13 protein-coding genes and 1 pseudogene are annotated in these 11,677 nt (G+C 66.0%); 13 read left to right on the top strand and 1 reads right to left on the bottom strand.

Annotated elements, in window-relative coordinates; genetic code table 11:
* Positions 1-90 precede the first annotated feature (90 nt).
* Complete coding sequence (gene greB, locus ACO07K_RS19965) at positions 91-642, bottom strand: transcription elongation factor GreB (protein WP_422030890.1); 552 nt, start codon at positions 640-642, stop codon at positions 91-93.
* A 30-nt stretch (positions 643-672) separates the two neighbouring features.
* Here greB and ACO07K_RS19960 point away from each other — a divergent pair, with 30 nt between their 5' ends.
* The 13 genes and pseudogenes from ACO07K_RS19960 (at position 673) to urtD (ending at position 11,676) form a co-directional block, all read left to right on the top strand.
* Positions 673-1,491: an urease accessory protein UreD gene (locus tag ACO07K_RS19960; RefSeq protein WP_422030888.1), complete on the top strand. Its 819-nt coding sequence runs from the start codon at positions 673-675 to the stop codon at positions 1,489-1,491.
* A gap of 49 nt (positions 1,492-1,540) precedes the next feature.
* Positions 1,541-1,843 (top strand): urease subunit gamma, encoded by a 303-nt coding sequence (locus ACO07K_RS19955; protein ID WP_020697853.1) that lies wholly within the window; start codon positions 1,541-1,543, stop codon positions 1,841-1,843.
* Between the two features lie 11 nt (positions 1,844-1,854).
* Positions 1,855-2,097: pseudogene (locus ACO07K_RS19950) on the top strand (urease subunit beta); the annotation flags it as partial.
* Positions 2,098-2,163: 66 nt separating this feature from the next.
* Complete coding sequence (gene ureC / locus ACO07K_RS19945) at positions 2,164-3,900, top strand: urease subunit alpha (RefSeq protein ID WP_422036684.1); 1,737 nt, start codon at positions 2,164-2,166, stop codon at positions 3,898-3,900.
* A 2-nt stretch (positions 3,901-3,902) separates the two neighbouring features.
* On the top strand, positions 3,903-4,391 hold the full coding sequence (locus ACO07K_RS19940; protein ID WP_422030886.1) for an urease accessory protein UreE: 489 nt from the start codon (positions 3,903-3,905) through the stop codon (positions 4,389-4,391).
* The gene (locus tag ACO07K_RS19935; RefSeq protein ID WP_422030884.1) at positions 4,384-5,067 is read left to right on the top strand and encodes an urease accessory protein UreF; all 684 of its coding nucleotides are present in this window, start codon (positions 4,384-4,386) and stop codon (positions 5,065-5,067) included. Before ACO07K_RS19940 ends, ACO07K_RS19935 begins: the two co-directional genes overlap by 8 nt.
* A gap of 8 nt (positions 5,068-5,075) precedes the next feature.
* A complete protein-coding gene (locus tag ACO07K_RS19930) occupies positions 5,076-5,492 on the top strand; it encodes a DUF3995 domain-containing protein (RefSeq protein WP_422030882.1) in 417 nt (138 codons plus the stop codon).
* Complete coding sequence (gene ureG / locus ACO07K_RS19925) at positions 5,489-6,112, top strand: urease accessory protein UreG (RefSeq protein WP_422030880.1); 624 nt, start codon at positions 5,489-5,491, stop codon at positions 6,110-6,112. The genes ACO07K_RS19930 and ureG overlap by 4 nt, the downstream gene beginning before the upstream one ends.
* A gap of 17 nt (positions 6,113-6,129) precedes the next feature.
* Positions 6,130-6,702 carry a HupE/UreJ family protein gene (locus ACO07K_RS19920; RefSeq protein ID WP_422030878.1) on the top strand — a complete coding sequence of 191 codons (573 nt, stop codon included), beginning with the start codon at positions 6,130-6,132 and terminating at the stop codon, positions 6,700-6,702.
* A 110-nt stretch (positions 6,703-6,812) separates the two neighbouring features.
* The gene (gene urtA, locus ACO07K_RS19915; protein WP_422036683.1) at positions 6,813-8,099 is read left to right on the top strand and encodes an urea ABC transporter substrate-binding protein; all 1,287 of its coding nucleotides are present in this window, start codon (positions 6,813-6,815) and stop codon (positions 8,097-8,099) included.
* A gap of 78 nt (positions 8,100-8,177) precedes the next feature.
* On the top strand, positions 8,178-9,791 hold the full coding sequence (urtB, locus tag ACO07K_RS19910) for an urea ABC transporter permease subunit UrtB (protein WP_422030876.1): 1,614 nt from the start codon (positions 8,178-8,180) through the stop codon (positions 9,789-9,791).
* Entirely contained in the window at positions 9,791-10,909 is a 1,119-nt protein-coding gene (gene urtC, locus ACO07K_RS19905; protein ID WP_422030875.1) for an urea ABC transporter permease subunit UrtC, read from the top strand. Before urtB ends, urtC begins: the two co-directional genes overlap by 1 nt.
* The gene (gene urtD, locus ACO07K_RS19900) at positions 10,906-11,676 is read left to right on the top strand and encodes an urea ABC transporter ATP-binding protein UrtD (RefSeq protein WP_324504471.1); all 771 of its coding nucleotides are present in this window, start codon (positions 10,906-10,908) and stop codon (positions 11,674-11,676) included. Before urtC ends, urtD begins: the two co-directional genes overlap by 4 nt.
* Position 11,677 lies beyond the last annotated feature (1 nt).

Genomic DNA, 11,677 nt, shown 5'->3' with positions numbered 1-11,677 from the left:
TCGGAGACACCTTCGCGCCAGCAAAAGCTGGCAATTCGTGGAGAGAAGATCTCTCCACTCCGCGCCGCGGTCGAGATGACGGAGTGTTTGCTAGACGTAATCGACCTTCACGATCTCGATCTCTTCCTCGCCGCCGGGTGTGTTCATGCGCACGGCATCGCCCTCGCGGGCCCGCATGACGGCGCGGGCGATGGGCGAGATCCAGCTCACATGGCCACGACCCGGGTCGACTTCGTCGACGCCGACGATCCTGACCGTGCGTTCCTCATCCTTCGAATTGACGTAGGTGACGGTGGCACCGAAGAACACCTGGTCGGTCTTGGGCCGCTTGGCCGGATCCACGACTTCGGAGCGTTCCAGCCGCTTGCTGAGGAAGCGGATGCGGCGGTCGATCTCGCGCAGGCGCTTCTTGCCGTAGAGATAGTCGCCGTTCTCCGAACGGTCGCCGTTGGCCGCGGCCCACGACACGACCTGTACCACCTCGGGCCGCTCCTTGCGCATGAGCGTCATCAGCTCCTCGCGCATGCGCTCGAAGCCCTGCGGGGTCATGTAGTTCTTGGCGCCGGGAGGCAATCCGCCGACATCGTCGGGCAGGTCGTCCTCGTCGTCGTCGTCGCTTTCCTTGGTGAAGGCCTTGCTCATTCTGGTCCTTAATCTATCAAGTCGGGGCCGATGACCACCAGTCTCTCCCCCCGCATGCAACGCGCCTCCGGCGAAAGCCGGGTCACCTTCGACCTGCGGGATGGCAAGACACGCCTGGGCGATCTCTATCAACGCGACCCCTGCCGGGTTTTGTTCCCGAAACCCGAACTGGGCGAACCGCCGCAGGCCGTCATGATCACCACCTCGGGCGGTGTGACGGGCGGCGACGCCCTCAGAATGTCGGTCGAGATCGGCCCTGGCGCAGAAGCCGTGGCAACCACGCAGGCCGCCGAGAAGATCTACCGCGCCTCGAAAGGCAGCGCTCCCTGCACGATCGACGTCGCCGTGCGGGTCGCCGAGGGTGCGACGCTCGACTGGCTGCCCCAGGAGACCATCGTCTTCGAGGGCGCGCAGCTGAAGCGCCGGACGGTGGCCGAAGTCGTCGAGGGCGGCTCGCTGCTTGCCTGCGAGATGGTGGTCCTGGGCCGCGGTGCTTCGGGCGAGCGCTTCACGTCCGGCCTCCTGCTCGACGCCTGGTCGGTGCGTCGCCCCGGTCGGCTGGTCTGGACCGACACGTTGCGGGTCGAGGGCGAGACGCCGGACGGTGCCGGTTTCGGGACCGCCAATGCGCTGGCGACCGTGATCGGCGTGTGGGATGCCCCTCAGCCGCATTTCGAGAAGGCCCGCGCCTTGCTCGAGGCTGCAGACCCGGTGCGTGCAGGCGTCACCGTCGTGAATGGCATCCTCGTGGCGCGCCTGTTAGGGGAGGCGACCGCGGTGCGCCATGCGACCATCCGGTTTCTCACCGAGTTTCGCGGCCGCCGCCTGCCGCGCGTTTGGCATGTTTGATGCAGACTCGCTCGCGCTATAGTCGGGGCCTACGGGCCGGGGGAAACGAATGAATTTGACGCCGCGCGAAAAGGACAAGCTTCTGGTGGCCATGGCCGCCATCGTGGCGCGTCGTCGCCTGGAGCGCGGCGTGAAGCTCAACTATCCCGAGGCCGTGGCGCTGATCACCGATTTCGTCGTCGAGGGCGCTCGCGACGGCCGCTCGGTCGCCGACCTGATGCGCGACGGCGCGCACGTGATCTCGCGGGCCCAGGTCATGGATGGCATCGCCGACATGCTGGCCGAGATCCAGGTCGAGGCGACCTTTCCCGACGGCACCAAGCTCGTCACCGTCCATGCGCCGATTCGCTGAGGAGAGACGCCATGATTCCAGGTGAAATCTTCCCGAGCGCCGGCGAACTCGAGCTCAACAAGGGTCGCAACCCGATCACCATCGAGGTTGCCAACACCGGCGACCGGCCCATCCAGGTCGGCAGCCACTATCATTTCTTCGAGACCAACGACGCCCTGAAGTTCGACCGCAAGCGCGCGAAGGGCATGCGGCTCGACATCGCCGCCGGCACCGCCGTGCGCTTCGAGCCGGGCCAGTCGCGCACCGTGCGGCTCACGCCGTACATGGGGGGCCGCGAGAGCCATGGTTTCCAGGGGCGGGTCGCCGGCAAGCTGGGGCCGATTGCCAAGGTCGGGCCGTCCAACGAAGGACCCACCCGGATCTCGCGCTCGGCCTATGTCCATATGTTCGGCCCCACCGTGGGCGACAAGGTGCGGCTGGCCGACACCGAACTCTTCATCGAGGTCGAGAAGGACCACACGATCTACGGCGAAGAGGTGAAGTTCGGCGGCGGCAAGGTGATCCGCGACGGCATGGGCCAGAGCCAGAAGACGCGCGCACAGGGCGCCGTCGACACGGTCATCACCAATGCCCTGATCGTCGATCACTGGGGCATCGTGAAGGCCGATATCGGCCTCAAGGGCGGGGTGATCGTTGCGATCGGCAAGGCGGGCAATCCGGACGTTCAGCCTGGCGTCGACATCATCATCGGACCCGGCACCGAGGCGATCGCGGCCGAGGGCAAGATCATCACCGCGGGCGGCATCGACTGCCACATCCATTTCATCTGTCCGCAGCAGATCGATGACGCGCTCTACAGCGGCGTCACGACGATGCTGGGCGGCGGCACCGGCCCGGCACACGGCACGCTCGCCACGACGGTGACGCCCGGGCCATGGCACATGGGCCGCATGCTGCAGGCCGCCGAAGGCCTGCCGATGAACCTCGGCTTCTTCGGCAAGGGCAATACCAGCAAGCCCGCCGGCCTCAAGGAACAGATCGAGGGTGGCGCCTGCGGGCTCAAGCTGCACGAGGACTGGGGCACCACCCCGGCCGCCATCGACAATTGCCTGAGCGTCGCCGACCGCTACGACGTCCAGGTCGCGATCCACACCGACACGCTGAACGAATCGGGCTTCGTCGAGACGACGCGCGCCGCCTTCAAGGGCCGCACCATCGCGACCTTCCACACGGAAGGCGCGGGCGGCGGCCATGCGCCCGACATCATCCGGCTGGCCGGAGAGAAGAACGTGCTGCCCAGCTCGACCAATCCGACCATGCCCTACACGGTCAACACCGTGGACGAGCATCTCGACATGCTGATGGTCTGTCATCATCTCGACGCCGCCATCCCCGAGGACGTGGCCTTCGCCGAGAGCCGCATCCGCAAGGAGACCATCGCGGCGGAGGACATCCTCCACGATATCGGCGCCTTCTCGATGATGTCGTCCGACAGCCAGGCGATGGGCCGGGTCGGTGAGGTGGTGATCCGGACGTGGCAGACCGCCGACAAGATGAAGAAGCAGCGCGGGCGGCTGAAGGAAGAGGCTGGCGACAACGACAATTTCCGCGTCAAGCGCTACGTCGCCAAGTACACGATCAACCCGGCCATCACCCACGGCATCGCCAAGCATGTCGGCTCGGTCGAGGTCGGCAAGCGCGCCGATCTCGTCATGTGGTCGCCGGCTTTCTTCGGCGCCAAGCCCGACATGGTGCTGATCGGCGGTTCGATCATCGCCGCCCCCATGGGCGATCCCAACGCCTCGATCCCGACGCCGCAGCCGGTCCACTACCGGCCGATGTTCGGCGCTTTCGGTCGCAGCCTCGTGACGAGCCCCGTGCTGTTCGTCTCACAGGCCGCCATCACCAAGGGCGTCGCCAAGAAGTGGGGCCTCACCCGCTCGCTGCTTGCGGTGAAGGGCACGCGCAAGATCGGCAAGAAGAACATGATCCACAACTCGACCTGCCCCAAGATCGACGTCGATCCCGAGACCTACGAGGTGCGCGCCGACGGCGAGCTGCTGACCTGCGAGCCGGCCACGTCGCTGCCGATGGCGCAGCGGTATTTCCTGTTCTGACCGTGAAGCGCGCCATAGAGGTCGTGCGCGCCGGCGGCTGGCCGGCGTCCGAGCGCACCGACACCGTCACCCTCCTGTTCGACGATCGCTACCGGCGCCGCCTGCGCATGCTGGGCGACGATGGGCTCGACTTCCTGCTCGACCTGGTCGAGCCGGTGGTGCTGCACACCGGCGACGGTCTGAAACTGGAGGAAGGCGGCTTCGTCGAGGTGAAGGCCGCCGACGAGGATCTTGTCGAGGTGCGCGGTCGCGACGCCGCAGCCTTCGCGCGGCTCGCCTGGCACCTCGGCAATCGCCACCTGCCGACGCAGATCGACGCCGAACGCATCCTGATCCGCGACGATCATGTCATCGTCGACATGCTGAAGGGCCTTGGCGCCGAAGTGCGCAAGGTCCGCGCCCCCTTCGACCCGGAAGGCGGCGCCTATGGCCAGCACAATCACGACACCGGTCATCGCCACGGTGAGCTGCACGCGGAGCGTCATGGCTAGCGACCCGCTGTATAGGCTGCTTGCCTGGCTCTCGCCCTCCTATCCGATCGGCGCCTTCAGCTACAGCCACGGCGTCGAGACGGCGGTGGAAGAGGGGTTGATCCGGGACCGCGCCGCGCTGGTGGCCTGGCTCGACAGCGTCCTGCGGCGCGGCACGGGCGCGGTCGACGGGGCTCTGTTCGCGGCGGGCTGGCAGGCGGCCAGCGAGGCCGACTGGCCCGCGTTCGATGCCGTTGCCGAGCGCGCCGCGGCCTGGCGCGGCACCTCGGAGATGGCGCTGGAATCGCGCCAGCAGGGCGGTTCGTTTCTGTCGATCACGCGCACGGCCTGGCCCCACGCCGCCCTCGACGAGGTGCATCGGCGGCTCGACGGCGAGCTCGCCCTCCCGGTTGCCGTGGCACTCGCCGCGGCGGTGCACGGCATCGCGCTCGAACCGGCGCTGGCGGGCTATCTCCACGCCTTCACCGCCAACCTGATCTCGGCTGCCTTGCGGGCGGTTCCGCTCGGCCAGACCGACGGCCAGATCGCCTTGGCGGCGCTCGAAGCATCGGTTAACGAAGCCACTCGGGCCGCCATCGCGATCGACTCCCTGGACGAGGTCGGGACGGCGACGCCGCTGCTCGACTGGTGCTCGCTCCGTCACGAAACACAATACACACGGCTCTTCCGCTCATGACCGCCCTGATGGCTCTTCTCCTGACGATCGGCGTCGGCGCCATCGCCGTGATCCATGTGATGTGGGGCCTGGGTAGCCACTGGCCGGAAGCGAGCGAGGAGGCCCTGGCCCGGAGCGTCGTCGGCGACGGACGCCGGCGCATGCCGCCTTCCTGGCAGTGCTTCCTGGTGGCGCTCGTTCTTGCCGTGATGGCCCTGTGGCCGTGGTACGCGCTGGGCCGTATTGCCGAACCGGCCGTGCTGGCCGGCAGCTACATGATCGCCGGCATTTTCGTGGCGCGGGGGATCGCGGGCTACAGCCATCGCTGGCGGGCGCATTTCACGATCGAACCGTTTGCCACGCGCAACAGACGATACTATTCGCCTTACTGCCTGTTGCTCGGCGTGGGATATATCGCCTTGGTGGCTGGAGAACTGGACAAATGAGTCTGCGTGGTCCGCTCAGAGTGGGGGTCGGCGGCCCTGTCGGATCGGGCAAGACCGCGCTCGTCGAACGCCTGTGCAAGCGCATGCGCGATCTCTACGACATCGCCGTCGTCACCAACGACATCTACACCAAGGAAGACGCCGAGTTCCTGACCCGTGCCGGCGCCCTCGCGCCCGAGCGCATCGTGGGCGTCGAGACGGGCGGTTGCCCGCACACGGCCATCCGCGAGGACGCCTCCATCAATCTCGCCGCCGTCTCCGACATCGTGCGCAAGTGGCCGGATCTCGAGGTCATCTTCGTCGAATCCGGCGGCGACAATCTCGCCGCGACCTTCTCGCCGGAACTGGCCGACCTCACGATCTACGTGATCGACGTCTCCGCCGGCGAGAAGATCCCGCGCAAAGGCGGCCCCGGCATTACGCGGTCGGACCTGCTGGTGATCAACAAGATCGACCTCGCGCCGCTGGTCGGCGCCAGTCTCGAGGTCATGGACCGCGATGCCCGCCGGATGCGTGGCCAACGGCCTTTCATTTTCTCCAATCTCAAGGAAAATAAGGGCTTGGAAGAGATCGCGGCCTTCATCGTACGGCAGGGCGGCCTGCCGTCCCGACTGAACTAGATCACAGGAGCATTCAAATGAAGATTCGGACGATCCGCCTGGCGGCTTTGCTCGTTATGGTGGCAAGCCCCGTTCTGGCCCACACGGGGCACGAGACTACCGGATTTGCCCATCCCTTTACCGGTCTCGATCACTTGCTGGCGATGATCGGTGTAGGCGTATGGGCATCGCTGCTGGCCGCGAAACGCCCGGCAGCCGCGTATCTCGTGCCGGCCTCGTTCATTGCGATGATGCTTGTCGGAGCAGCTGCCGGATTCGCGGGCATTAAACTGCCTATGGTCGAGGCGGGCATCGTTGCATCGGTCCTGCTGCTAGGCGCGCTCATCATAGCCGCGGTGCGTCTACCGTCTGCCGCAGCCATGGCCGTCGTCGGTTTATTTGCGGTGTTCCACGGCTATGCCCATGCCATGGAAGCGCCCGCGAGCGGGACCGGCCTCTATATTCTGGGCTTCGTCGCCGCGACGGCCTTGCTGCACGCCGTGGGTCTGGGGCTCGGCTGGGTTGTGCGCCGTGCCGGCGGCGACCTTGGATTGCGGGCGCTGGGCGGCGCGGTCATGGCCGGCGGTGCGCTCGTCCTCATTGCCAACTAATCCTTATCCCAAGGGCACTGGGCCGGTTTGGCACGAATTTCGCTTCCCTTGATTTTTGGCGGGGAGATCCGTCGAAAGACAAGGAGAGCGGGATGAAATTGGGAACACTCATGCGGACGGGCCTCGTTGCCGCCGGCCTGGTGGCCAGCGCGGCGACCAGCGCGTTTGCGCAGGCGGGGGACACGATCAAGGTCGGCATCCTCCATTCGCTGTCGGGCACGATGGCGATCAGCGAGACGACCCTGAAGGACGTCGTGCTGATGATGGTCGAGGAGCAGAACAAGAAGGGCGGCCTGCTGGGCAAGAAGCTCGAGGCCGTCGTTGTGGACCCGGCGTCGAACTGGCCGCTGTTCGCCGAGAAGGCGCGCGAGCTGCTGCAGAAGGAAAAGGTCGCCGTGGTGTTCGGCTGCTGGACGTCCGTCAGCCGCAAGTCGGTGCTGCCGGTGTTCGAGGAGCTGAACGGCATCCTGTTCTACCCGGTCCAGTACGAGGGCCAGGAGAGCCAGCGTAATGTGTTCTACACCGGCGCGGCGCCGAACCAGCAGGCGATCCCGGCCGTCGATTACCTGATGAGCAAGGATGGCGGCGACGTGAAGCGCTGGGTCCTCGCCGGCACCGACTACGTCTATCCGCGTACGACCAACAAGATCCTCGAAGCGTACCTCCTCCAGAAGGGCGTTCCGAAGGAAGACATCATGATCAACTACACGCCGTTCGGTCATTCCGACTGGCAGTCGATCGTGGCCGACATCAAGAAGTTCGGCTCGGCCGGGAAGAAGACCGCCGTCGTCTCGACGATCAACGGCGACGCCAACGTCCCGTTCTACAAGGAACTCGGCAACCAGGGAATCAAGGCCAAGGACATCCCCGTCGTGGCCTTCTCGGTCGGCGAAGAAGAACTGGCCGGCATCGACACCAAGCCACTGGTCGGCCATCTGGCGGCCTGGAACTACTTCCAGTCGGTCAAGGATCCGACCAACGCGGAGTTCATCAAGACCTGGCAGGCCTTCACCAAGAACCCCAAGCGCGTGACCAACGATCCGATGGAAGCATCGGTGATCGGCTTCCGGATGTGGGTCGAGGCGGTCAAGAAGGCCGGCACGATCGACCCCGACAAGGTGATCGACGCGCTCGTCGGCATCAAGGTCCCGAACCTGACGGGTGGAATCTCCGAGATGCTGCCGAACCATCACATCACCAAGCCGGTGCTGATCGGCGAGATCGAGGGCAATGGTCAGTTCGACGTGGTGTGGAAGACCCCCGGCCTCGTCCCGGGCGCCGCATGGTCGCCGATCCTCGACGACTCCAAGAATCTGAAGGCTGATTGGACGAAGCCCGTGAACTGCGGAAACTTCGACACCGTCGCCAACAAGTGCATCGGCAAGGCGGCCAAGTAGGCCGAGGCGCAGGACTCACAGGACGGGGCGGCTTTGTTGGTCGCCCCGTTTCCATCTCCTGGGGTTAAGTCACAGCACATGCTTTTTCATCGACCGTTCTCGGTCCTGCTTTCCGTGTTGGCGTCGCTGGCACTGGCCGGGGCGGCCGTTGCGGCTGACCTCACGGTCCTCGTCGGGAATCTCACCTCCGGCGGTCTGGGCGAGCGCGAGGCGGCGATCACCGCGCTGGCGACGTCGGGCGACGAACGCGCCGCGCCGATCCTCGAAGCCCTTGGGGCAGGCCAGCTCTATATCCGAAATTCCGATAAGCTCGTGGTCATCGGCAAGGTCGACGGCAACAATCTCGCGCTGAGCGATGCGATCTCGGGCAAACCGGCCGGCAGTGCCGTCGAAGCCGATCTCGAACGCGTCAGGGTCAACAACCGCCTGCGCGGCACGATCGAAGCGGCGGTCGGCTCGCTTACCCTGATGAGCCCCAACGCCAGGATCCGGCTCAGCGCCGCCGACGCGCTCTTCAAGCGCCGCGATGCGACGGCTCTGGCGGCCCTGGATCAGGCGCTTGCCGTCGAAAAGGACCCGCGCATCAAGCGCGCGATGAGTGAGGCGCGGGCCGCCATCGTGCTCGCGACCGCCGACGCTCCGCCGGCGCAGAAGCTCGCGGCGATCGCCCTGGTTCGTGAGCGCGGCGACCGCGATTCGCTCGGCATCCTGAAGACCGTCGCCGCGGCCTCCGACGGCGAGGTCAAGACGGCTGCCACGGCCGGCGCCGAGTCGATCGAACAGACGCTGGCCGCCTGGCAGATGGCGCAGAACGTCTGGTACGGCATCTCGCTCGGCTCGGTACTGCTGCTGGCCGCCATCGGGCTCGCCATCACCTTCGGCACGATGGGCGTGATCAACATGGCGCATGGCGAGATGGTCATGCTGGGCGCCTATACGACCTTCGTCGTCCAGGAGGTCATCCGCACCTCGGCGCCGCATCTGTTCGACGTCTCTCTGGTGATCGCCCTGCCGCTCGCCTTCCTCGTTTCGGGCGCCATCGGGATCCTGATCGAACGCACCATCATCCGCTTCCTCTACGGGCGTCCGCTCGACACGCTGCTCGCGACCTGGGGCCTGTCGCTCGTGCTGCAGCAGGCCGTGCGCTCGATCTTCGGCTCGTCCAACCGCGAGGTCGGAGCGCCGTCGTGGATGTCGGGCGCGTTCCAACTCGGCCAGCTCAACATCACTTATGGACGCCTCTGGATCGTGGTGTTCGCGCTGATCGTCTTCGCCTCTCTCATCCTGCTGCTGCGCAAGACGCCGCTCGGCCTCTACATGCGCGCCGTCACGCAGAACCGCCCGATGGCCTCGGCCGTCGGCATCCGCACGCCGCGAGTCGACGCGCTGACCTTCGGCCTCGGCTCCGGCATCGCGGGCCTGGCCGGCGTGGCGTTGAGCCAGATCGACAATGTCAGCCCCAACCTCGGCCAGGGCTACATCATCGACTCCTTCATGGTCGTGGTGTTCGGCGGCGTCGGAAACCTGTTCGGTACCTTGATCGGCGCGCTGACGCTCGGCGTCGTGAACAAGTTCCTCGAGCCCTACGCCGGCGCGGTGCTGGGCAAGATCCTGGTGCTGGTATTCATCATCCTGTTCATCCAGCGCCGGCCGCGCGGGTTGTTCGCGCTGAAGGGACGTTCTGTCGAATAATGGTCACACGGTTCCTCTGGCAGGGCATGACCCGTAACCTGCGCCTCTTCGTCCTGCTGGTTCTGGCGGTCGGCATCCTCGTGCCGCTGTCGAACCTGCTTCTGCCGGCGGACAGCGCGTTTCGCATGCCGTCCTGGGCGGTGCAGCTCGTCGGCAAGTATCTCTGCTATGCCTCGCTGGCGCTGGCGGTCGATCTCGTCTGGGGGTTCTGCGGCATCCTCACGCTCGGCCACGCCGCCTTCTTCGCGCTCGGCGGCTATTGCATGGGCATGTACCTGATGCGCCAGATCGGCACGCGCGGCGTGTACGGCAATCCCCTGCTGCCCGATTTCATGGTGTTCCTGAACTACAAGGAGCTGCCCTGGTTCTGGCACGGCTTCGACAGTTTCTGGTTTGCTGCACCGATGATCGTGCTGGTGCCGAGCCTGCTCGCGCTGGCGCTCGGCTGGTTCGCCTTCCGCAGCCGCGTCACCGGCGTCTATCTCTCGATCATCACCCAGGCGATGACCTTCGCCCTGCTGCTGGCCTTCTTCCGAAACGACATGGGGCTGGGCGGCAACAACGGCATGACCGACTTCAAGGACATCCTGGGCTATTCCGTCCAGTCCGACACGACGCGCGCCGTGCTGTGCTTTGCCTCGGCGCTCGCGCTGGCGATTTTCCTGGTGATCTCCGCCGCCATCGTGGGCTCGCGCTTCGGCAAGGCCCTGACCGCGGTACGCGACGCCGAAAGCCGCATGCGGTTCCTGGGCTATCGGGTCGAGCGCTACAAGCTGTTCGTCTTCGTGCTGTCGGCGGCGATGGCCGGCATCGCCGGCGCGCTCTACGTGCCGCAGGTCGGCATCATCAATCCCGGCGAGTTCTCGCCCGGCAATTCGATCGAGGCCGTGCTGTGGGTCGCGGTCGGTGGGCGCGGCACGCTGATCGGGCCGGTGATCGGCGCCTTCATGGTGAATTTCGGCAAGACCTGGCTCACCGGCGCGCTGCCGGAGGTCTGGCTGTTCGCGCTCGGCGCCCTGTTCATCGTCGTGACGCTGCTGCTGCCCAAGGGTGTCGTCGGCCTGTGGAATCAGTTCATGAACCGATCGCGCGAGCGGCGGGCGAGGGCTGCGGCATGAAGGCTCCCGGCATCACCCACGCGCGCTCCACGTCGGCGCTGCTCTATCTCAGCGGTGTCAGCGTTTCGTTCGACGGCTTCAAGGCGTTGAACAACCTCTCCCTGCTGATCGAGCCGGGTGAGATGCGGGCGATCATCGGGCCCAATGGCGCCGGCAAGACCACCATGATGGACGTGATCACCGGCAAGACCCGCCCCGACTCGGGTGAGGTTGTGTTCGACGGCAGGGCCGATCTCACCAAGCTCGATGAGGCCAACATCGCGACCCTCGGCATCGGCCGCAAGTTCCAGAAGCCCACCGTGTTCGAGAACCATACGGTGCGCGACAATCTCCTGCTGGCGCTGGCCGGCATGCGGGGCTGGTACCAGTTGCTCATGGCAGCGCCCAGCAAGGCCGAGAACGACCGGCTGGAGGAGATCCTGTCGATCATCCGCATGGGCCCGCAGCAGCACATGCTGGGGGCCCGGCTCAGCCACGGCCAGAAGCAGTGGCTCGAGATCGGCATGCTGTTGGCGCAGAATCCCAAGCTGATGCTGGTCGACGAGCCGGTCGCAGGCATGACCGACGTCGAGACCGAGACCACGGCGCAGGTGCTGCGGGAGGTCAACAAATCGCATTCGGTCGTCGTGGTCGAGCACGACATGAGCTTCGTGCGCGCGCTCGGCGTCAAGGTGACCGTGCTGCACGAGGGCTCGACCCTGGCCGAGGGTTCGCTCGACCAGGTGAGCGCCGACCCGCGCGTTGTCGAAGTGTATCTCGGACGATGAC

This window comes from Reyranella sp., from assembly GCF_965228225.1.
Lineage (GTDB): Bacteria > Pseudomonadota > Alphaproteobacteria > Reyranellales > Reyranellaceae > Reyranella.
Note: the sequence above shows the minus strand (reverse complement) of the source record. Positions and strands in the feature narration are given on the sequence as shown.